This is a genomic window from Elusimicrobiota bacterium (assembly GCA_026388155.1).
Taxonomy (GTDB): Bacteria; Elusimicrobiota; Elusimicrobia; order Elusimicrobiales; family UBA9959; genus UBA9634.
The window spans coordinates 449922-470976 of sequence record JAPLKI010000022.1 but is presented as its reverse complement, the minus strand read 5'-3'; the positions used below and the strand labels follow the sequence as shown (position 1 = coordinate 470976).

Sequence of the window (21055 nt, the reverse complement as noted above, 5' to 3'; positions counted from 1 at the left end):
GCGGAGAGGAGGCTCCACCCCTCAATACGGGGTGGAGGGGGACCACGGGAGGCCGTCTGATGGCCATAGGCCCTGATACGGCACCTGCGCAGGCATTGGGTCCCCCACGGGTCTGGGGCGAAGGGCAATCCGCCGGCAGGACCCCCGAACTTGCAGCCACGACACATATAAATCCCACCGCTTGTTGCACTAGCGATTTGAACTCGTGTAAGGACGCGCGCCGCGAATAAAGCTCGTCGCAGCGGATTGTCCGGAACTTTATTTTGTCAGGGGCCTTAATATAGGGGATTAACAGGTGAAGGCCGGCCTTATTTTCTGCGCCCGGTCATCTTTTCTATATTAATTGAAACGCAGGCCACGCCAGCGGCCGCTTCTTTTGAGATGGGATTGTCGCCGGGAGGTTTTCCGAGACGAACGTTAAAATAAACCAGAAACCTCCTCAGTAATTCAAACCGCTCCTCAATATCTTCAACTATCCTGGCCTTCCCAGCACAGATAACCGATTCAAACCGGTATTTGCAGCCCTCCTCCGGGTGATGCGGTTTCACACGGTCAGGATGACGGGAGACCACAAAACAGACGCGCGGATTCGCCCTTATGAAGTCCAGCTTACGGCCCGTAATAGAACAGTGAAAAACTATGCGGCCGTCCAGAACAGCGTAAGAAACCGGCACGCCGTACGGTTCCTCCCCCCGGCTTAAGCAAAGACAGCCGGTATCCTCTTCGGCTAGAACCCGCTTCGCTTCGCTCTCCGGCATCGCTGTTTTGCCTTTTTCGCTCATATGGGTCCTCCGGCATTTTGCCGCTTATTTTTTGGTAATTACTTTAAACACTCTGCTGTCGACTATTTCGGTCATGTTTTCGCCGCTGACGGTTAACGGAGTGAAAACCGAGATCGCGTTTGTTTTGGGAACGGTAATGGTCTTCTTGAGCGTAAGCTTGCCGCTCCCTTTCTTTACTGGTTCAACGATGCTGGCGATGGAAGAATTATCCCCCGCCTGGATAACCAGTTCAATTGCTCCGTTCTCCTGTTTAAGCGTATATTTGACCGCTACCTCAATATCCAGACTTTTCCCCGCCTCAAGCAAAGTATTGATATCCGGCGATATGGAAATGATCTTCACCTTATTGCTTCCAAACCCTGAACATCCCGCTAAAACACCCATTATCCCGGCCAAAGCTATCACCGCCAACCCGCTGTTTTGATTTTTCTTCATGTTTTAATCTCCTTTAGTTTTATCAATATTCTCTAAGGCGAAATTGACTCCGCCTCTTTTTCTATATAATTCTCCATCACCCAGCGGGTGAAAGGAAAACTGCTGGTGAAGGCCGGGCTGACGGCGTTGAGTATGTGCACGCTGTACTTGTCGCCCTGCACCACGAAGTCCTGCAGAAGCTCAAGCGTTTTGGTGTTTAAAAGCTGCGCCCGTATGCCGGGCTTGCTCCAATGCCGGAATCCCGCGGCGTCCAGGTCGCGCACCAGTTTTTTTCCCAGCCCGATAAAATACGGCTTGCAGTATTTGCGCATTTCCTCAAAGGCCAGGTTTCTGAATCCGAAGGAATTGGTTAGGAAAAGTTTGGCTTCATAATACATCACAGCCAGCGCCTCGCCGGGGCGGAAATTCTCCAGTCCCTTATAATTCTCTCGCCAGAAAGCCGGTATAGCCGTGGGGCCTATCTTCACGGTCCCTTCAGCGGTTACGGTAAAATGGACTCCCAGGAACGGGTTTCTGAGATCGGGGACCGGGTAGATGTTCGTGCGGGCCGGTTTCGCGCCGCCTTCATATGTAAGGTATATACCTTTAAAGGGGATTATTACGTAATCCTTCGAATAACCGAAGTCCCGCGCTATTTTATCGGCATATAGCCCCGCGGCGTTCATGATCTTTTCGGCTTCAATGAGCTTTCCGGCCGAGGTTATGACCGTGTTTTGGCCGGCCCTGGCTTTGTAGCCTTCGGAAAAGCGTATCTCGACGCCGGAGTTCAAAAGGCTGTTTTTTATATGCGCATTTACTTCCACCGGGTCCACCGTGGCAGTGGAAGGTGAATAAAGGGCGTGTTTAAAGGTCTTCGCGTTAGGTTCTATTTCCGCCAGTTTTTTTTCGTCTATAAGCCGCACGTCCACGCCATTGGCTGCTCCGCGCTTTTGCAGTTCGTAAAGCCCGCTTAATTCCGCCTCATCAGAGGCGACAACGACCTTTCCGCACTCATTGAGCCGCAGGCCGTTGGCCTTGCAATAGGCCCTCATAAAGAGGTTGCCGTCCCGCGTGAACCGGGCCTTCAGGCTGTTAGCAGTATAATAAAATCCGGAATGCAGAACCCCGCTGTTGCGTCCGCTGCTGTGACAGGCGACGTCCGGCTCTTTCTCAAGCAGGATTATCTTTTTATCGGGGAACCGCTCTTTAAGCTGTTTGGCAAGCGCCAGGCCGATAATCCCCGCTCCGATTATAAGGTAATCCGTTTTCTCAGTTTGCATAGTATATACGGCAGTGAATAGAGAATAGAGAATCGCGATTAGGGAAGGAGTTCTTTATTGAAATATTTCTCCTGCCGTCCATTTTATCTATAATACCAAAAGCGGCGGTATTTTTAGTAATTTTTAGAAATCCCCCCATGAGTGCCGCCCCTGCTCCGGTCATTTCATCCACAAAGGTTCAAGGTAGGCATCCTGCCTGCGGCATCCTTTGGACAGTTTCAGGAACTCAACAAGGAGTTTTTCCTTATCTCCGGGGGTAGCTGTTTTCAGTTTCGTCTTCAAGCGGACAAACCGGATAATATCTTTTCTTATTTTTGAAAAATCAGCCAAAGCCGCCGCCGTCTTTTTCTTTTTAAACTTTACCAGGGCCGTATTCGCATAGATCCAGGGGGAACAGGAAGCTGTAACAAGCCCGCGCAACTCCTCTTCCGCCTGGCCGTATGCCCCTCTTTCCCTGAGCGCTTCGGCAAGGAATATTTTGGCCTCCAAATCCCACGGATCAGCCTTGCGCGCCGCCATCAGGTCTTTAACGGCGCCCCTTGTATCGCCCAGCATCAGGCGCGCGGCCCCGCGCCAGCCGCAGGCGTATTTAGCGCCGAGAGCCACTCCGAAATCCAGATCTTCCAACGCCTCACGGAAGCGTCCGCTTAACAAAAGAAATTCCCCGCGCCATGTCCGTATCTCTCCGACAAAACCCGGGCAGTTCCGAATGGCTTTTTCAAAATATTCAAGTCCGGTCTTTCTCCGGCCCCGGCAGAAAGCTATTTCCGCCAGCCGGCATAAGGCGGGCCAATACCCCGGGCAGGCTTCCAGCACAGCGATAAAATCACTTTCTGCCCTGGAATATAAAGGCGGCCTGGAACCTAAATATATCTTCCCCCGGTTAAACAGCATCCAGCCGCGCTTTCCTAACTTTTTGGCGTCAAGCTTTGCGTAATACCCGAGCGCCCTTGCCAGAAACCCCTCCCGTTGCTCCGACAGGAATATCTCCTCGCACAGCCTGCCCATGTAAAAATACCGCCATTCGGCAAGTTCAGGCCCGGCCCGCATAGCGGACAATTCTCTCAGATATCTTTCGCACTCCTTAACGGATATCGCGCCATGCATAGTGAACAGGTTGTAAAAGAGAAACTGGTTTTCCAGCGCCGCGCCCGCGTTATTCAGGCGTTCCAGCGCCTGGAAAGCTTCTTTATATTTTCCCGCCGACACGAATTTTAAAGCGGCTTTTTTCCACCGGGAATTTTCAGCGGCCCCGTCCTTTTCGGCGATTAACACCGGGACTGACATTTTCATGTCTTTTTTGAATATTTTTACCGCTATTTTCCGCGCGCAACCGGGATTTAAAACCCGCAAAACCCGGAGAAGGCTGCTGCGCGTTTCCGGGTCGTTCGGTTTAAGGGCGGCGGCCCTGCGGGCGTGAAGCAATGACTCCCTGAACCTGCCTCTGTTAAAAAGCAGGTTCGACAAGACCGCATGGGAATGATAAACCTCCGGATTCAGTTTTATTGATTCCCTTGCCGCCTTTTCGGCCTCGGCATAGAAACCGTCTTTTTTCCGCATAAGCGCGAAGTTAAGCCAGTATTGATAAGCCGCGTTTCCCGGCGGAAAAAGTTTTTCCCGGCTTATTGCGCCAATTGCGGCGACACCCTTCTTTTCGCCGAGAAATTTGTCTTCAGTTTCCATATATTTTAAATTGCCCGCTTACGGGAACATTAAGGAGTTCTCTTTACCTGAAATTATAATACAAAAATGTGAAGCGGGGCGACCTGGCTGCCGGAGTGATCCTATTTTTCACCGGTGGCCGATTTTCAGGCAGCGGTCAAAGGACCTACGTTCCATATAGGATATTTGCCGTTAAAAAAAGGGCCTTTCGCCTCATACAGGATAGAGCGGATTTTAGTTAAACTTTGAGTAGAGAAAGTATAAGGAGACAAGTAAATGCAAAAAACAGCGTTACTGGCGGTTATTCTTAGCATCGCATCCCTCGGCTGGGCCGCAACTTCTTCCGAGCTTCGGGATATTAACATTCAAACCATCAAACAGACTGCTGCGCAGGTTCCCAATGCCGTGCCAACCCGCTTAAGCGTGAAGATCTCCCCTGTGGTTCCGAAAAAAGCGGACATGAACTGGAAGAACATCCGCCTTAACGCGGCAGACGGCTCTTCAATAATGATAGCTTACAATCCCTTGAGCCTGGGCTCCGAAATAATAGCCGCCCCGCTCTGGATCACCGTGGCAAATCCCAAATTCACTGGCACGGAAAAAGTGCGCGCCGTCATTATGAACTATTACGACTCCTCGGTTATGGCCGCCAATACCTTACAGGGCACCCAGAACATAGACCTGAAATACAACGGCCAGACCTTTCAGGCCGAAGGCCAGCGGGTTCAGATAATGGAAAGCCATATCGGCTACGGCTACAACTTCAGGCAGGAAATTGCGGTGGTGGTTGACGGCAATTGGCTCATTGACCCGGTCAACGGCACACATAACTTCAAATTCAAAATGGGCTGGTGATCAAAGGGGCGGGGCGCAAGGTGGCGCGCCGCCGTTCTGGGAACGCAAAAGGAAAAGTGTATGGAAACAACATTGAACGACCCCGATGACAGGAATAATAAACGCTTTGGAGAGCGCTCCATAATCCGGATACTCCGTGAATCTTCCGGCGGCAGCGCCGCGCCGGGCGCGCCAGGCGAAAAGCGGTACGCCTATATGTGGGTATTCAGCCCGCGGCACAGGCCGGACAGGAAGTGGCTGCGCAACTCCTCTCTCCAATGACACGGGAAATCAGCCCGCTGAAATACCGGGCTGATTTCCCGGACGAACTTAAGGCATAAACTTTCCTAAAATTCCATTTTCTATTTCTTACATTTTCAATCATAAATTCCTTGTAAAGGATGCCGATCCGTCTGACTGCGGCAGTCTTGTCAGGGCAACTTTCACTTTTTCGCGGCATAGGACCTTTGGCACTTGCAAACCGGCTGATTTTGGCTTACTATTGTGTATGCGGGCGCGGATTTTATTGTTTATGTCCAAATTATCTGATAAAACGGCCTTTCTGGCGCTAGCGGCGTCTTTTGCTTTTTCGTTCCAGTCTTTTAGCTTTGCCGGTGATGAGGCAAGCCGGGAGATAAAGAATGATGCGGCGCGCGAAATCTCATTTGACCGGAATGTAAAGGAACCCTCGTTTGAATATAAACCGGTCAGTTTACCCGGCGGCGGGATCGCTCACGTTTACATAGTGACATTAACCGATTACTCACTTTCTTCGGCCCAGTCTTTGGTAAAAAAACTTGTTGAAGACTCCAAAAACAGAAACCTGGTAAAAGGCGGTGATAACATCAAATTCCTGGTTACTGGCCACGGTTGGCGCGCTGTTGCCGAGGATCACCTGCAGTATGCCGCTTTTCTCAGCAAGGCAAGCGCCTCCGATATCGGCATTATCCTGAATTTTCCCGAATTCCGCTCCAACACCCAGTCGTTTATCTGGCATTCCTGCAATGTTTCAGCCGCCAGAAAGACCGCCGCGCTGGTGGCGGCCATAAATACCACCCCCGGCGCCGTTACCTGGCTGATGTACGGTGAAAGCGCAATGGCCGAGATCATAGTGAGGATGTACGATGAGGCGGACAGCGGAATAAAAAATTTATTAGCCGTTAAATCCAATGCGGTGGTGGACTCATATCCTTTTTCGGCCTGGCCGTTCGTACCTAGAAAGGTGAATGAAAACTGGCTGAAACAGCTTGGCGGTTCTTTATACGTTAATCACACTATATTCGGCCATTGGAGCAACAAATTAAGGGGCGGCCCGCAGGTTGTTAATATCTGCATTGCGCCGCGGGGACAGGCCGTCGGCCACGGCCAATATGAAAACCTGCCCGAGTCTATTGAACTTGAGCGGATGGAAGTTTCGGGAGCTTCTTTGGAAAGCCTGACCGCATACGTCAAAGGCGCCGGGCCGTGCGAGGACGCACGAGATGAGGCAAATAAAGCGGCTCAGCCGGCCTTAGGCATTGAACGTGTTGAAGAAATGACCAGAGACGTGCAGTGGTAGCTTAGATGAATAGGCTGAAGGCTGAGGGCTGAAGGGTCAGAACTTCAAATTTATAAGGGAATTTTACAAACTTCAGCCTTCAGCCTAACGCCTATTTCTTTAATCCCACTTCATCAGATTGATCCGTTTAAGTATAACGGTAAGCAGCACGGCGCAAAGCAGGCAGCTTATCACACCCGTCTTTATCCTGCCAAGCACAAGCCACCCTATCCCGAATAAACTGGAATAAATACATACAACGGTCAACCCCCAGTCCGTGAATTCCGCCATGCCGATCTTGACGGGATGCACGTCGGGGCACCGCTCGGCAAGCTTGCCCCACCAGCCCGAAGGCCTGACCCTTCTGTAAAACTTTTCAAGATGGTCGTAAGGTTCTGGTTCCGTTAAAAAGGTCGTTATAACCGAAACCGCGGTGGTTCCGAAAATTATTATGAACAGCCTGAGCGCGTAATATTTGTCCGCGCCGAGCGTCGGAGAAGCGGCCAGCGACAATGTTATAGCCAGAGCGGCTATTATGCCCGAAATCTCGCTCCAGGCGTTTATCCGCCACCAATACCACCTTAACATTACGATCAAAGCGGTTCCGGACATAAGAGCGGTACCCAGCAGCCACGCTGAATAAACCGAATGCATAAGAAGCGAGGCTACGCCCGCAAGTCCCGTCATAACGAGAATGCTGATTCTCGAAACCGCCACGTAATGCTTGTCGGAAGCCTCAGGGACGAAAAACCGTTTATAGATATCATTTACCATGTACGACGCGCCGAGATTTATATGCGTGGAGAGGGTTGACATAAAAGCGGCGAGGAACGACGCCACCAGCACGCCTTTCAGGCCCACGGGCAGGAATTTTATCATCATGAGCGGGTAAGCTGTTTCGGGGTCCGCCAGTACGGGGAAAAAGATAAGCGAGCCCAGTCCGACTATTATCCACGGCCAGGGCCTTATGGCATAATGGAGGAAACTGTAAAAAAGAACTGAAAGCAGCGAATGCTTTTCGTTCTTGCAGGAGAACAGCCTCTGCGCCAGAAAGCCGTCGCCCTGAGCGCTCTGCCACCACTGGAGCGACACAAAGGCGAAAAACATGATGACCCCCGCATTGAGCGAATCAAAGCTCGGAAAAAGATTCATTAACTGCGAAGGCGCAACCAGGTTGGACTGCGGGTCGGCGGCCGCGGCGGCGGAACAGGCCATAACCGCTTTGTCTATCAGAGCGGCCGGTCCTCCGGCTTTTACCATGACGATGGCCGCGAATGTTATGCAGCCCGACATGGCCAGAATGAACTGGAAAAAATCCGTGGCGAGAACGCCCCATAAACCGGAAAATAATATATAGACCACGGATATACACACAAGTATCCACACCGACATGGTTTTTGGCCAGCCCAGCAGGACATAGACTATCTTTGACATCGCAAGTATTACCCAGCCCATCACAATGGAATTGCAGAGTATGGAACGGAAAAAAGCGTAAAAACCCCTCAGAAAGGCGCCCGCTTTGCCGTGATAGCGCACTTCCATGAATTCCGCGTCGGTTATTATCCCCGACCGCCGCCAGAGCCGCGCGAAAAAATAAATGCACATCACGGCTCCCATGACGCTTGACCACCAGTACCAGTTGCCCTGCAGCCCTTTGGTCCTGACAATGGCTGAGACTACAAGAGGCGTGTCCGCGGCAAAAGTGGTGGCCACCATGGAAATGCCGGCAAGCCACCAGGTGACGTCCCTGCCGGCGACGAAATATTCCGCCATGTTTTTCGAGCCGCGTTTGGAAAAGTACAAACCAATGAGCATTGAAAGTCCGGTATAGGCCGCGATTATCGTCCAGTCTATAGCCGAAAGAGCCATGAAATTATTTGTCATATTTTTAGCGGCCGGATTCACTCCGCCCATTTCCGGGCGAGGTTTGTCAGGACTTCGGCGGATTTCTGCATGCCGCCCAGCGAGACCCATTCGTAGCGGCCGTGATAGTTGTAGCCACCCGTAAACACGTTCGGCGTGGGCAGGCCCATGAAAGACAGCCGGGATCCGTCGGTCCCCCCTCTCACCGGCTTAATATGGGGCGTAAGTCCCGCCTCTTTCACCGCCGCCGTCAAATTCGCCATTACCTTCGGATGTTTCCTGATTACAGGACCCATATTGCGGTACTGTTCGTTGAATTCCAGCTTTATTTCAGCCAGCGGGTACTTGATCCTTTTCTCCGCCACAATGGCCGCAAGATGCTTTTCAAGGGCCTTAAGTTTAGCCAGATCATGTTCACGCGCTATGCCGGAAATCTCTGCGGTCTCAATTTCGCCCTTGATATCCGTGAACATTATAAACCCGTCGCGGCCGGCCGTGGTCTCGGGCAGACGATTCTCCGGCCAGGCAGAAACGATGTCCGCCGCTATACGGGCGGCGTTAGCCAAAGCGTCTTTTGCCGAGCCGGGGTGAACGCTTTTTCCTTTTACGGAGATCTTTACTCCGTCGGCGTTAAAAGTTTCCTCTTCTATCGCGCCAGCCACATCTCCGTCAAAAGTGTAGGCGTAGTCCGCGCCGAAAGACTTAACATTAAAATACTTCACGCCCTGCCCCACTTCCTCGTCGGGAGTGAAGCCGATCTTGAGTTTGCCGTGCGGTATTTCCGGATGGTCAAGCAGGTGCTCGGCCACCGTCATTATTATGGCGAGCCCCGCCTTATTATCGGCTCCGAGCAAAGTGTCGCCCGACGCCGTAACTATATCCTCCCCCCTGCAGGCGGCCAGTTCCGGGCAGTTTTTAGTGTTGAGTATAACGCCGTGTTTCCTGCTTATCACTATGTCGCCGCCGCGCCAGTTGCGGTGCACCTGCGGTTTGACGCCCTTGCCGCTTACTTCGGGCGAAGTGTCCATATGCGCCAAAAAACCTATAACAGGGATTTTGCCTTTTACCGTGGCCGGGATTTCGGCGGTTACATAGCCGTATTTATCCATCTTAACGCTTTTTGCGCCTATGGCCTTAAGTTCGGCCTTCAGCAATTTCCCCAGCGTCAGCTGGCCTTTTGAGGACGGGAAATTTTTTGAGGCCTCGTCCGATTTAGTGTCGATTTTTGCGTATTTTTCAAGCCGCCTGTAAAGCTGGTTTTTGAAGTCCATGTTTTTCTCCCGCTGTTTTGCCATAAACGCTTTAAAAGGATATAATTAAATTATCCTGCTGTTCAAGACTATTCAGTGCCGTATCGGGAGCTATGCTCCTCAGACGGCCAAGGAGTTCACAAATGGCCATAAACTTTATTCCCAAAGAACTGAAATTTTTCGATTTTTTAAGCCTTCAGGCGGACAATATAATAAAGGCCGCCGACTGTTTTAAGTCTTCCGTAAAAAAAGGCGTGTTCGACGAAGAAACCGTGAAGAAAATAAAGGATTTTGAACATGAAGGCGACACCCTTGCCCACGAAATAGTGGACATGCTCAACCGCACTTTTATAACCCCGATCGACCGTGAAGACATTTACTCGCTGGCCAACACACTGGATGACATTTTAGACATGATAAACTCCATGGCCAACCGCATAAGACTTTACAAGCTTGACGCCAACGAGGAGTACATGATACAGTTCGCCGACACCATAGACCAGTCGGCGCGGGCGCTGACCAACGCCGTAAAGCACATGCACGACACCAAACGCGCCCGCCGGGTGCTTGACCACTGCATAGAAGTGAACCGCCTTGAAAACATAGGCGACCAGATACGCGAAAAGGCCATCAGCAATCTTTTTGAAACCGAAAAAGACCCCATTATGGTCATTAAATGGAAGGAAATTTACGAAGTGGCCGAAGGCACCCTTGATACCTGCGAACATGTGGCGAAGGTGATAGAGGCCATACTGGTGAAAAATGGATAGTACCTTGCTTGCAGTGATCGGGCTTGTAACTCTGGCCCTGGTATTCGACTTCCTTAACGGCTTTCACGACGCCGCCAACTCCATAGCTACCATCGTTTCAACGCGGGTGCTTTCCCCCCGTCAGGCGGTTATATGGGCGGCCTTCTTCAATGTTTTGGCCTTCTTCCTGTTCAGCCACGCGGTGGCCAATACCATGGGTAAAGGGATAGTTGACATCAGTATTATAGACACACACATTATCTTTGGAGCGCTGATAGGGGCCTGCGCCTGGAATATCCTCACCTGGTATTACGGCATGCCTTCAAGTTCGTCGCATGCCCTTATGGGCGGATTGGCGGGCGCTGCCATTGTAAAAGCCGGCACAGGCGTGCTTGTAATGAGCGGCATAATGAAGGTTTTGATCTTTATAGTAATTTCGCCTGTGCTGGGACTGCTGCTGGGGTTGCTTTTCGGTACGGTGGTTTACCGATTGTTCAGTAAATCAACTCCGAGCAAGGTGGACCATCTCTTCAGAAAGGGACAGCTGTTGTCTTCCGCCGCTTACTGCATCGGCCACGGAGGCAATGACGCGCAGAAGACCATGGGCGTAATAACCGGCCTGCTGTGCAGCGCGGGATATTTGAGCGAATTTAAAGTACCGGGCTGGGTGGCTTTGATCTGCTACGCGGCCATGGGGCTTGGCACGATGTTTGGCGGCTGGCGCATAGTAAAAACCATGGGTCATAAGATCTCAAAATTAAAACCAATAGACGGGTTCTGCGCTGAAACCGGGGCCGCTGTCACACTCTTTTTTGCATCCTCAATGGGCGCGCCCGTAAGCACCACTCACACCATAACCGGCGCCATAATGGGCGTGGGAACCATAAAACGGTTTAATGCCGTAAAATGGGGCGTGGCGGGCCAGATTGTGTGGGCCTGGGTGCTTACGATTCCCGGCTCCGCCCTGATCTCAGCAGCAGTCTACTGGCTGTCGGTGCATCTATTCAGATAATAGGGATAGCGAATAGGGGTTAGCGGTTGGGGGTGGAGTTTCTTAAATTTTCAATAACTATAAACTCTCTACTCTAGCCCCTAGCCGCTATGTGCCGCGTGGCGGCCCGCGAGTATGCCTGAGGTCCAGGCCAGGTGTAAATTGTAGCCGCCGGAATCCCCGTCAATGTCCAGAAGTTCGCCGGTCACATAAAGCCCTTTGACTTTTTTGGAAGCGAAGGTGGAAGGGTCTATTTCATCCAGAGTACAGCCGCCCGTAGTAACCATGGCGTCCTCAAAACCCGTGGCTCCTGTGATTTCAAGCCGGAAGCATTTCAAAATTCCCCCGAACTTGACAACTTTTTCAATACCAGGCAGTGTTGCCCGCCAGTCAATAACTGCCAGTTCCGCCGCCGCCTTTAAAATTTTATCGTTCAATAAGCCGCAGGCAAAATGCGAAAAAGGCCGGCCGGAAAAAGCCCTGGCGCGTTCACGCAGTACGCCGTCAAATTTTTGAGCGGGCCATTCCGGGAAAAAATCCGCCTCCGCGAAAACCGGGCCGTTGTCCAGCGCTTGCAGCGCGGCGCGGCTGAGGTCAAGAGTGGCCGGACCGGAAATTCCGTAGCCGGTAAAAAGCAGTTCCCCCGCTGTTTCAGCCAGTTTATCTTTTCCATCCGTCAGGCTCAGGCGCGCCTCAAGCCTGACGCCGTCAAGATTCTTTACGATTTTTTCCTTGATCTTTAGCGGCACCAGGGCCGGGCGCGGCGCGCTGACGCTGTGCCCAAAGCTTTCAAGCAGAGCGTAGCCTTTAAGCGAACCCCCTATCTGCGGATAGGTCGCCCCTCCTGCGGCTAGTATTACGCGTTTGGCGCTGTAATTTTTTTTGACGGATTCAGCCGCTTTCTTTTCCCATCGGGGCGCGACCGCAAATGTTTCCACCAGAAAGCCGTCTTTTTCTTTTCTTATGGCCGTAACTTCCGTGAGCGTCAGCAAAGTTACGCCAAGAACGCCCAGTCTGTTTACTAGCACTCCAACCACATCCTGGGCTTTCATTGACCTGGGGAAAAGACGGCCATTTTCCCCGCGCGTACAAAGCAGGCCGAGTTTTTCAAAAAACGCGGGTATCTCCGCCGGAGACAGGGCCTTGAAAGTTTGCTCCAGAAAGGCCGGGTTATGAATGTGATAATGGTCAGGCGAGATTTGAAAGTTGCTGAAGTTGCATTTACCCGCGCCGGTAGAGAGTATCTTGCGGCCCGGCACATGATTTTTTTCAATAACCAGAATACCGGCGCCGACATTGGCAGCCGCACAGGCGGCGGCAAGCCCCGACGCTCCGCCGCCGATTATGATAAGGTCGTAAGTCACAGTAAATTACAGGGGATAGAGAATAGCGAATAGCGATTAGGGAAGGAGTTCCTTATTTCTTGGTTCTAATCCCTATCCGCTAGCCCCTATTCCCTGCCGTTCTTATACCCTTCCCGCTGAGCCCAGCACATCCTTATTCTTGGCCATGTACATCTTGACCAGCTCTTCGCGGGCGGGGCCGAGATATTTTCTCGGGTCAAATTCCCCCGGTTTTTCAGAGAAAACTTTCCGGATCATGGCGGTCATCACCAGGCGGCCGTCGGAGTCTATATTTATTTTGCAGACGGCGGACTTGGCGGCGCGGCGCAGCTGCTCGGCCGGCACGCCCACGGCGTTCTCCATCTTGCCGCCGTATTTGTTGATCATGGCAATATATTCCGGCATAACGGAAGACGAGCCGTGCAGCACTATGGGAAATCCCGGTATCCGCTTTTCAACTTCTTCAAGTATGTCAAAGCGGAGAGGCGGGACAGATTCGCCGGGTTTCACTTTGAATTTATAGGCGCCGTGGCTGGTGCCAATTGAAATGGCGAGCGAATCCACGCCTGTCTTTTTGACAAAGTCTTCAACCTGCGCGGGATCGGTATAGTGTGACTTTTCGGACGAGACTTCGTCCTCTATGCCGGCGAGCACCCCCAGTTCCCCCTCCACGGTGACGTCGAATTTATGGGCGTAATCCACCACCTGGCGGGTTATGCGCGCGTTCTCCTCGTAGGACAGGCTTGACCCGTCATACATCACCGAGGAAAAACCGCTGTCTATGCATGACTTGCACAGTTCAAAGCTGTCGCCGTGATCCAGATGCAGAGCCGCCGGCACGGGCGCGCCCAGTTCTTTCATCATTTCCACGGCTCCCCGGCCCATCCAGCGCAGCAGCGTGGCGTTGGCGTAATCCCTTGCTCCCTTTGACACCTGCAAGATCACCGGGCTTCGGCTTTTCACGCAGGCGGTTATTATGGCCTGAATCTGCTCCATATTGTTGAAATTGTAGGCGGGCACTGCGTAACCGCCCTTCATGGCGGCCTTAAACATCTCTCTGGTGTTTGAAAACCCCAGCTCTTTGTATGAAACCGGTTTTGTTTCCGTCGTCTGCATTTTGTCCTCCAGTGGTCTTAGGCTATCTTGAATTATATGATTTTGCCGGGCGCATTTCCAATTTATGGAAGACGGCGGCGTATCAATGCCTGTGGTCTTCAGACAAGCTGTTGTTTTAGATATTACGGGGAAATGACACGAAACCGCGCACGATCTTAACAGTCAACTGTTATGTCAAAACTTATGCCGGTAGCCGATGGAAAATTTAACCCTGCCGGGGTCTGCCGCACTAGAGCCCGCTGAACGCAACTCGTTGTATTTGTCAAGCAAACCGCTGGTAGCTATGATCATGAGATCAAAGTCAAGGCCGTCCGCTTTATGTGGACCCCACATACATTGTTCTCCGAGTCCAAGGGAAATTCCTGTGTAAGCCGTATTAGAATCAACTGTGGATAATATAGATAATATCCCGTTGACTCCATAGTAGGCGGAAACTCTTGCACGGCATGTATTGTCAACCGGCATCACATAATATTTCAACCCGACATTGTATCCGACCCCCGCAAGTATTGTCGTCCCCACACCGGCTGAAACATTTAAGTCGGGGATATCCGGCATACTTATGTCAATGTTCGCCCCTAAAATGCCGTAAGGAATGCCGAAACCCAGCCCCAGTCCGATCCCGGCAGACTTTCCGTCTTCCTGCGGCTCTTTATACCGAGAACCGCTACGCTTCGGCTTGGAAACTCTGACTGAGGAGTCGAGAGCATCATCCCTCCACTGAGCGGGTTTTTGTGTTCCGGATTCAGCAACGGTTTGAAAAGTTTCAGAATTGCTGTCGCCGGTGTCTGTTGCCGGCTGGGACTCTGCCGCTGTTTCCGGATCGGCAGCTTCCGCCTGCGAAACCGTGAACGACCACATCCGCGACGGTTCATCAATTACGCCGTTTCTGCTGGGAGCGACGGTCCACCAATATTTCCTCCCCGGCTCCAGGTAACCTTCGCTGACCAGGCAGGAATGTCCCCTGACCGTGAACTTCACTATCTGCCTGGCTCCTCTTCTGTCTGAAAAAACAGTCACGACGTAAACATTTGCGTCTTCCAGTTTTTCCCAGAGGAGCGCGGGGGTCGTTGTCTCAACGAAGGAATTATTGGACGGACTTAAAAGATTTGGCTGCGCCTGCGCCATGGCCGCGGCAAGAACAGTTATGAAAAATGGAAATGATATTTTCCGGATTAAGCGTTGTGTGAAAGAAATCATGCAGTCTCCTGATTTTTAAAGATAGTTGATGCCAGTGCGGAATTATCCCCCCATCTGCGATGCACAATGACTGAAAACTCTTTTATAGTATACACCATGGCCCGATGGAATTCAACGGAAGTATTCCCCCGCCCGCTTCATATAGCGAACATTCAGTGTCCTGTAATTTGGTAAAATATAGTGTTGCCGCAGTATTCCGCCGGAACTTTTATGGACACACAGCAGCTTTTTACTAATGTAAAGCCCTCAAAGTTTTCCCTTGCGCCCAGGCGCGCCGGCTATTACGATGTGTCCGATATCATCATGTCGGCGCAGTTCAAAGTTGAAGACACCGATGTAAAGGCGCTTGAAGATATCGACCTTATTTACAGAGCTTTGTGCGCTGTACTTTACAATTTTGTCCCGGCTTCCGGCCATCCGGGAGGGAGCATTTCCTCGGGCAGAATAGCCCAGGCTCTCCTGTTTTTTGGGATGGATTACGATTTCTTCGCTCCGCAACGCGCGGACAACGACCTTATCTCCTATGCCGCCGGACATAAGGCAATGGGACTTTACGCCCTTTGGGCGCTTAGAAATGAATTAGTCCGCATAGCCGACTCCAGCCGTCTGCCGGAGGAAAAATTACAGCTGCGCCTGGAAGATTTATTGGGTTTCAGGCGCAACCCCTCCGCCGATACCCCGCTTTTTAAGAAATTCAATTCAAAAGCGCTGGATGGTCATCCCACCCCGCTTACCCCTTTTGTAAAAACAGCCACCGGCGCATCAGGCGCGGGAGTTGGCGCCGCTGTGGGGCTTGCGCTCGGGGCCATGGATGTTTACGGCCCCGGCTGCCCCAGAGTCCATATGCTGGAGGGCGAAGGCGGCATGACTCCGGGCAGAGTGGCTGAGTCCCTGGCCTCCGCCGCAACGGCCCAGCTTTCAAACCTTTATATGCATGTGGACTGGAACCAGGCCTCCATCGATTCCAATAATGTCTGTCCTGAAAATTCCAAGCCGGGCGATTATGTGCAGTGGACCCCCGCCGAACTTGCCTATCTGAACGACTGGAATGTGGTTCATGTTTCGAACGGGCATGATTTTTTCCAGATACTGACGGCCCAGAAATTTGCCGCTGACAATTCGGACAATAAACAGCCCACCGCAATTGTTTATCGTACGACAAAGGGCTGGAAATACGGCATAGAAGGCCGCGCGTCGCATGGAGCCGGGCACAAGTTTGCTTCAGACGGCTATTACGCGGCCCTGTCTGAATTTGAAAACCGCTTCAACGTGAAAATTCCCCGTTATTGTTCAAATTCGCGCGCGGACGACGCGGTTGAGGCATGTTTTTGCGACACACTTCTCACCGTGAGAAAGGCGCTTGAAAACACTCCCGCTCTTCCGTCTTTCGCGCTCAGAAAGCTAAATGAGTCCCGCGCCCGACTGGACACGCGCGCGCGTACACCAAGAGCGGGAAGCCCGAATCATCAGGCGGCTTTTGAGGCCGACCCTCAAGTTGTCCCGGCTGAATTGCGCCTGGAGCCCGGCTCTGTGGTAACACCCGGAGAAGCGCTCTCCCGGGCGCTGAACCACTTGAACCTCGCCACTTCCGGTTCGATAATTGTCTCGGCGGCCGATCTCTACGGTTCCACCGGAGTGAATTTGGCAGGCAAAGGTTTTGCGGAGGGGTTTTATAACGCGGTTTCAAACTCCAAATCCAGGATTCTTTCCGCGGGCGGCATCTGCGAAGACGCCATGGGCTCAATAATGTCCGGGCTTTCAAGTTTCGGCTGTCATATAGGCGTCACATCGTCTTACGCGGCTTTTATAGCCCCGCTTGAACACACCTCGGCGAGGCTACACGCCATAGGCCAGCAGATGCGCCGCGCGCTTGACGGCCGGGCGTATAACCCGTTTATAATGATAAACGCCCACTCCGGGGTTAAAACCGGGGAAGACGGCCCGACCCACGCCGATCCCCAGCCGTTACAGTTGCTGGAAGGTAATTTCCCTAAGGGCGCCGTGATAACTCTTACCCCGTGGGAGCCGCAGGAGGTCTGGCCGCTTCTGGCCGCCGCCCTCAGGCTGCGCCCGGCCGTAATAGCCCCGTTTATAACAAGGCCGCCGGAGAAAATAATAAACCGCATAAAAGCCGGCCTGCCGCCGGCGCAAGCCGCCATCAAAGGCATTTACCCTTTGCTTAAAGCCAGCCGTAAAAAACCCCCCTGCCATGGCACAATAGTCCTTCAGGGGAACGGCGTTACCACTGTTTTTGTAAATGAGGTGCTTCCTGAAATACGGAAAATGGGGCTGAACCTGAATGTTTTCTATGTGGCCTCCAAGGAACTTTACGAACTTTTGGATGAAAACGAAAAAGAATCGCTCTACCCCGAGCATTGCGCCCTGGAAGCGATGGGGATAACGGATTTCACGCTGCCCACCATGTATTTCTGGGCTCGTTCAAAGGAAGGCATTGCCCGCACTCTGCATGCTTTTAAACAGGGCCGTTACCCGTGCTCTGGCAAGGCGGAAGCGGTGATGAAAGAGTCCGGTCTTGACGCAGATGCGCAATTAAAAGCCATTACGGACTACGCGCGGTTTAGATGCAGCAAAGCAGCGAACGACGCGAATATAAAAGCGAATGGAACGAAATTATAAATTGTGAGCGGCATTGCCGCTCATTCGTCTGATTCGCGTATACTGACAACGGAGGGATTTACATGACCCAACAGGAAAAGCCGTATTTAAGCGCCAGAACTTTCATGTTCAGCGTTCAGAAAGGTGATGATCTGCTTCAGGCCCTTCAGGGTTTCTGCCATCATTACCAGATCCGCTGCGGAGTAATTCACGCCCTGGGAGCGGTTGAGCGGGCCACCTTCAGCGTTTATGACCAGAAAGCGAAAAAATACGTAAAGATCAATCTGGAAAAGGAACTGGAAATACTTTCGCTGTGCGGCAATGTAAGCCTTTTTGACGATAAGCCTATGGTTCACGCCCACATAACCTTTGCGGACGCCCAGGGACACGCTTTCGGCGGGCACTTGATGGCCGGAACCATGGTATTCAGCTGCGAAATCTTTATACAGGAACTTTCAGGCGAGATGAAAGTGCGCAAACTGGACAAGGCCACACAGTTGCCGCTCTGGACTAATCCTGTGTTCTTTAAATAACATTGAATAGGGGCTAGGGGCTGGCGGGTAGGGGTTTAGGGAAGGAGTTGCCTTATATTTCTGCGCCCCTCTTACCGCTAACCCCTCGCCCCTAGCCCCTCCACGTTGGTCTACCGAGGCAATAAATTGACACAGGTTCCCGCCAATTTCAAAGCCGGCTTCGTCGCTATCACCGGGCTGCCGAACTCCGGCAAGTCTACGCTTTTAAACGCCCTTTGCGGCGCGCAGCTTTCCATAGTTTCGCCCAAACCCCAGACAACCCGCAATAATGTACTTGGCATCCTGAATGAAAAGGATTGTCAGGCGGTGTTCGTTGATACGCCCGGTTTCCTTAAACCGCGCAATCTTTTTGAGAATAGCATGGCCGTCTCTATAAAGAGGGCGGCCCTTGAGGAAAGCGATCTGGCGGTGCTGATAACCGAACCGCGCCTTCCCCCCAAGGACAAACTTCCTTTTTTTGACCAGTTGAAAAACCTCAGGGTTCCGCTTTACCTGGTGATAAACAAAATAGACCTGTATCCCGCGCCCGACGCGGCCTCCGCCGCGATTGATTATTTCAAGACGCTGCTGCAGGTAACGGAAGTCTTTCAGGTTTCCGCGCTTAATCTTACCGGGATAAAAGCCCTTAAAAAAGCCATAACAGCCGCCCTTCCGCAAAGCCCGCCTTATTACCCTCCGGACCAGCTGAGCGACCGCTGGGAGCGGTTTTTCGCCGCCGAAATAATACGGGAGAACATTTTCCGGCTTTATCAGGACGAGATACCTTACGCCTGCGCGGTGGAAATAGAGCTTTTTAGGGAAACCCCCGGCCTCCCGGACCATATTTACGCCATCGTCCATGCCGAGCGCGCCAGCCAGAAACCGATTTTAATAGGCCAGGGTGGCCGAAGCATAAGGCGCCTCAGGGAAGATTCACAGAAAGCCATTGAAAAATTTTTAGGCCGTCACGCTAAACTTGAGCTTATAATAAAAGTGACCAAGGACTGGCAAAACAGCATCAATTTTTTAAAAAGAACGGGGTTTTATGAATAGAGTGGATAGATACAAGTGAATAGCGAATAGTAAGAAAGCAAATAGTAATAACCGGAAAAGCTTCGCTATTGGCTTTTTCCCTATTCTTCACTATTAGCTATTCGCTATCTTGCTATTCACTACTTCAGCCTAAACAAGCACATGCGCACATATCTAAAAAGTTTAACTCCCCTATGGCTTTATCCGGGGCTTTCGCTTGTGACCACGGCTTTCGCATTTTTAGCCGTGCAGGCGGGGGTGCGGGCCGCATTTGTCTGCCTTCGTTTTGCCTTCGGACAGGAAAAGATTTACCGGGTAAACCCCTTGATCTATGATTCGGCGGAGTTCGCGCTCTTGTCTGCGGGACTCGCGCTCGCACAATACTTTCTTGCGAGTTCTTTGGCTTTATCGCTGAAAGACAGGGTTTCGGCTTTTTCGGTGCTGTTCTTTTCAGCCTCGGCCTCGGGATTGTTTTTTTTACATATTGCCGCGGGCTCAAATTTTGGCGCCTCGCGCCTTTGCGGCCTGCCGGTAATAGCCGCCTGCCTGCTCGGCGGGCTTACCGCTCTTTTTCAAAAAGAAAGTGAAAACCCCCTGCGCGGTTTTAAATTCAACCCGTTCAGATAGCGGAAGTGAGATGTTGTAAATGACAGGGCCGCTTACTTCCAGACACCGGGAACCGGTGCGCCGCAGGCCGGGCAGGCCCCGCCCTTTTGGCACGGTGAACGGGGCTTAATCCCCTCACCTGTATTTCCCGCACCGCTGGACTGGTCCAAAAGAGCGGGGCAGGTTCCTCGCCCGCCGAGAAGATTTATGATAACCGAAAAACCGCGTCTTTCCACCAGCAGTTTTCCGCAAGCGGGGCAAAGAGTGTTCTCGGCGTCGCCGGAGCCGGCGATATTGCCCGCATACACGAACTTCAGGCCTTTTTTCAGGCCTATTTCACGCGCGCGCAGAACCGTTGCCGGCGGGGTGGGATTTGTGTCGGACATTTTATGCGCCGGGTAAAAGGCCGTCACATGCCAGGGAATGTTTTTTGAAAGTCCCGCTATAAACGAAGCCGCGGCGCCGAGTTCTTCCGGGGAGTCGTTAAAGCCGGGCACCACAAGCGTCACCACCTCAAGCCAGAAACCCATTGAGTAAACCAGCTCTATCCCCTGAAGGACCTTTTTAAGTTCTCCTCCTGTTATTCCTAAATAGCGTTCGGCGTTAAAACCTTTCAGATCCGCCTTATAAAAATCAAGGCAGGGGCGCATAAATTCAAGGGCCTCCTTTGAGGCGTAGCCGTTTGACACAAATGCCGTGCGCAGGCCTTTCTTTTTGGCCTCGCTAAATACGGCGCGCGCCCACTCAACGGTGATCAGCGGTTCATTGTAAGTTGACACAATAAGCGGCGCGGAATTTTCAAGGGCTCCGGCGATCATGGCTTCCGGGGAGATCTTTTGAGGGTAAACAGACTCCGCCCCGGCCTCCGCAGGCAAAGCGGTTTGGCTGTTCTGGCAGAAAGCGCAGCGGAAGTTGCACCCGTACATGCCGAACGAGAGGGCTTTGGCCCCAGGCAGGACATGGAAAAAAGGTTTTTTTTCCACAGGGTCAAGCGCGATACCCGAAGCGTAACCCCATGGAGCGAAAAGCTCCCCCCTGCGGTTAAACCTGACGCGGCAAAAGCCGAAAGAGCTTTCGGAAATTACGCAGGCGCGGGCGCAGGCCAGACATTTAACCGCGCCCCCCGGAGCGGGCCGGAAAAGTTCCGTCCGCCTTGAGAATTTTTCAACCAGCTCGCGTAGGGTCATAACTCAGGAATAAGGATTCAAGATTTAAGATTAATAACTAAATAACCTGATGGCAACAGTTCCCCCCTCTTCGCAGTTCCA

General features: G+C 52.1%; 19 protein-coding genes. 9 read left to right on the top strand and 10 right to left on the bottom strand.

The features are described 5' to 3' along the window. Positions 1-308: 308 nt before the first annotated feature. The 4 genes from NTX59_12020 to NTX59_12005 all read right to left on the bottom strand — a co-directional run bounded on the left by NTX59_12020 (position 309) and on the right by NTX59_12005 (position 4159). Complete coding sequence (locus NTX59_12020; protein MCX5786404.1) at positions 309-782, bottom strand: pyridoxamine 5'-phosphate oxidase family protein; 474 nt, start codon at positions 780-782, stop codon at positions 309-311. Between the two features lie 24 nt (positions 783-806). Continuing rightward, positions 807-1217 (bottom strand): hypothetical protein, encoded by a 411-nt coding sequence (locus NTX59_12015; GenBank protein ID MCX5786403.1) that lies wholly within the window; start codon positions 1215-1217, stop codon positions 807-809. 32 nt (positions 1218-1249) lie between these two features. Beyond that, positions 1250-2476, bottom strand: coding sequence for an L-2-hydroxyglutarate oxidase (gene lhgO, locus NTX59_12010; GenBank protein ID MCX5786402.1), 1227 nt, complete (start codon positions 2474-2476; stop codon positions 1250-1252). A 159-nt stretch (positions 2477-2635) separates the two neighbouring features. Continuing rightward, complete coding sequence (locus tag NTX59_12005) at positions 2636-4159, bottom strand: tetratricopeptide repeat protein (GenBank protein MCX5786401.1); 1524 nt, start codon at positions 4157-4159, stop codon at positions 2636-2638. A 255-nt stretch (positions 4160-4414) separates the two neighbouring features. On the opposite strand from NTX59_12005, the gene NTX59_12000 reads away from it, so the two are divergent. The 3 genes from NTX59_12000 to NTX59_11990 all read left to right on the top strand — a co-directional run bounded on the left by NTX59_12000 (position 4415) and on the right by NTX59_11990 (position 6530). Beyond that, a complete protein-coding gene (locus NTX59_12000) occupies positions 4415-4993 on the top strand; it encodes a hypothetical protein (GenBank protein ID MCX5786400.1) in 579 nt (192 codons plus the stop codon). 60 nt (positions 4994-5053) lie between these two features. After that, a complete protein-coding gene (locus tag NTX59_11995; GenBank protein MCX5786399.1) occupies positions 5054-5254 on the top strand; it encodes a hypothetical protein in 201 nt (66 codons plus the stop codon). A gap of 250 nt (positions 5255-5504) precedes the next feature. Then, entirely contained in the window at positions 5505-6530 is a 1026-nt protein-coding gene (locus NTX59_11990) for a hypothetical protein (protein MCX5786398.1), read from the top strand. Between the two features lie 99 nt (positions 6531-6629). On the opposite strand, the gene NTX59_11985 is transcribed toward NTX59_11990, so the two are convergent. Further along, positions 6630-8393: a Na+:solute symporter gene (locus tag NTX59_11985; protein ID MCX5786397.1), complete on the bottom strand. Its 1764-nt coding sequence runs from the start codon at positions 8391-8393 to the stop codon at positions 6630-6632. Between the two features lie 17 nt (positions 8394-8410). Further along, positions 8411-9643, bottom strand: coding sequence for a peptidase T (gene pepT / locus NTX59_11980; GenBank protein MCX5786396.1), 1233 nt, complete (start codon positions 9641-9643; stop codon positions 8411-8413). Positions 9644-9765: 122 nt separating this feature from the next. Here pepT and NTX59_11975 point away from each other — a divergent pair, with 122 nt between their 5' ends. Both NTX59_11975 and NTX59_11970 read left to right on the top strand, forming a co-directional pair. Continuing rightward, positions 9766-10392, top strand: a complete 627-nt coding sequence (locus tag NTX59_11975) for a DUF47 family protein (protein MCX5786395.1) — start codon at positions 9766-9768, stop codon at positions 10390-10392. Continuing rightward, on the top strand, positions 10385-11383 hold the full coding sequence (locus tag NTX59_11970; GenBank protein ID MCX5786394.1) for an inorganic phosphate transporter: 999 nt from the start codon (positions 10385-10387) through the stop codon (positions 11381-11383). Before NTX59_11975 ends, NTX59_11970 begins: the two co-directional genes overlap by 8 nt. A gap of 80 nt (positions 11384-11463) precedes the next feature. Here the strand turns inward: NTX59_11970 and NTX59_11965 are convergent, their stop codons facing one another. The 3 genes from NTX59_11965 to NTX59_11955 form a co-directional block, all read right to left on the bottom strand. Further along, positions 11464-12726, bottom strand: a complete 1263-nt coding sequence (locus tag NTX59_11965) for an aminoacetone oxidase family FAD-binding enzyme (protein MCX5786393.1) — start codon at positions 12724-12726, stop codon at positions 11464-11466. A gap of 102 nt (positions 12727-12828) precedes the next feature. Further along, positions 12829-13821 (bottom strand): class II fructose-1,6-bisphosphate aldolase, encoded by a 993-nt coding sequence (locus NTX59_11960; GenBank protein MCX5786392.1) that lies wholly within the window; start codon positions 13819-13821, stop codon positions 12829-12831. Positions 13822-13995: 174 nt separating this feature from the next. After that, positions 13996-15021, bottom strand: coding sequence for a hypothetical protein (locus NTX59_11955; protein ID MCX5786391.1), 1026 nt, complete (start codon positions 15019-15021; stop codon positions 13996-13998). A 210-nt stretch (positions 15022-15231) separates the two neighbouring features. Here NTX59_11955 and NTX59_11950 point away from each other — a divergent pair, with 210 nt between their 5' ends. The 4 genes from NTX59_11950 to NTX59_11935 all read left to right on the top strand — a co-directional run bounded on the left by NTX59_11950 (position 15232) and on the right by NTX59_11935 (position 19808). Then, the gene (locus tag NTX59_11950; protein ID MCX5786390.1) at positions 15232-17658 is read left to right on the top strand and encodes a hypothetical protein; all 2427 of its coding nucleotides are present in this window, start codon (positions 15232-15234) and stop codon (positions 17656-17658) included. A 62-nt stretch (positions 17659-17720) separates the two neighbouring features. Beyond that, positions 17721-18170, top strand: coding sequence for a DNA-binding protein (locus NTX59_11945; protein MCX5786389.1), 450 nt, complete (start codon positions 17721-17723; stop codon positions 18168-18170). Between the two features lie 126 nt (positions 18171-18296). Beyond that, a complete protein-coding gene (era, locus tag NTX59_11940; protein ID MCX5786388.1) occupies positions 18297-19202 on the top strand; it encodes a GTPase Era in 906 nt (301 codons plus the stop codon). A gap of 141 nt (positions 19203-19343) precedes the next feature. Then, positions 19344-19808, top strand: coding sequence for a hypothetical protein (locus tag NTX59_11935; GenBank protein MCX5786387.1), 465 nt, complete (start codon positions 19344-19346; stop codon positions 19806-19808). 32 nt (positions 19809-19840) lie between these two features. On the opposite strand, the gene amrS is transcribed toward NTX59_11935, so the two are convergent. Continuing rightward, positions 19841-20974, bottom strand: coding sequence for an AmmeMemoRadiSam system radical SAM enzyme (gene amrS / locus NTX59_11930; protein ID MCX5786386.1), 1134 nt, complete (start codon positions 20972-20974; stop codon positions 19841-19843). Between the last annotated feature and the right edge of the window lie 81 nt (positions 20975-21055).

Coding starts and splice junctions, on each gene's coding strand:
- NTX59_12020 (MCX5786404.1), bottom strand. CDS start 782: ATGAGCGAAAAAGGCAAAACAGCGATGCCGGAGAGCGAAGCGAAGCGG.
- NTX59_12015 (MCX5786403.1), bottom strand. CDS start 1,217: ATGAAGAAAAATCAAAACAGCGGGTTGGCGGTGATAGCTTTGGCCGGG.
- lhgO (MCX5786402.1), bottom strand. CDS start 2,476: ATGCAAACTGAGAAAACGGATTACCTTATAATCGGAGCGGGGATTATC.
- NTX59_12005 (MCX5786401.1), bottom strand. CDS start 4,159: ATGGAAACTGAAGACAAATTTCTCGGCGAAAAGAAGGGTGTCGCCGCA.
- NTX59_12000 (MCX5786400.1), top strand. CDS start 4,415: ATGCAAAAAACAGCGTTACTGGCGGTTATTCTTAGCATCGCATCCCTC.
- NTX59_11995 (MCX5786399.1), top strand. CDS start 5,054: ATGGAAACAACATTGAACGACCCCGATGACAGGAATAATAAACGCTTT.
- NTX59_11990 (MCX5786398.1), top strand. CDS start 5,505: ATGTCCAAATTATCTGATAAAACGGCCTTTCTGGCGCTAGCGGCGTCT.
- NTX59_11985 (MCX5786397.1), bottom strand. CDS start 8,393: ATGACAAATAATTTCATGGCTCTTTCGGCTATAGACTGGACGATAATC.
- pepT (MCX5786396.1), bottom strand. CDS start 9,643: ATGGACTTCAAAAACCAGCTTTACAGGCGGCTTGAAAAATACGCAAAA.
- NTX59_11975 (MCX5786395.1), top strand. CDS start 9,766: ATGGCCATAAACTTTATTCCCAAAGAACTGAAATTTTTCGATTTTTTA.
- NTX59_11970 (MCX5786394.1), top strand. CDS start 10,385: ATGGATAGTACCTTGCTTGCAGTGATCGGGCTTGTAACTCTGGCCCTG.
- NTX59_11960 (MCX5786392.1), bottom strand. CDS start 13,821: ATGCAGACGACGGAAACAAAACCGGTTTCATACAAAGAGCTGGGGTTT.
- NTX59_11955 (MCX5786391.1), bottom strand. CDS start 15,021: ATGATTTCTTTCACACAACGCTTAATCCGGAAAATATCATTTCCATTT.
- NTX59_11950 (MCX5786390.1), top strand. CDS start 15,232: ATGGACACACAGCAGCTTTTTACTAATGTAAAGCCCTCAAAGTTTTCC.
- NTX59_11945 (MCX5786389.1), top strand. CDS start 17,721: ATGACCCAACAGGAAAAGCCGTATTTAAGCGCCAGAACTTTCATGTTC.
- NTX59_11935 (MCX5786387.1), top strand. CDS start 19,344: ATGCGCACATATCTAAAAAGTTTAACTCCCCTATGGCTTTATCCGGGG.
- amrS (MCX5786386.1), bottom strand. CDS start 20,974: ATGACCCTACGCGAGCTGGTTGAAAAATTCTCAAGGCGGACGGAACTT.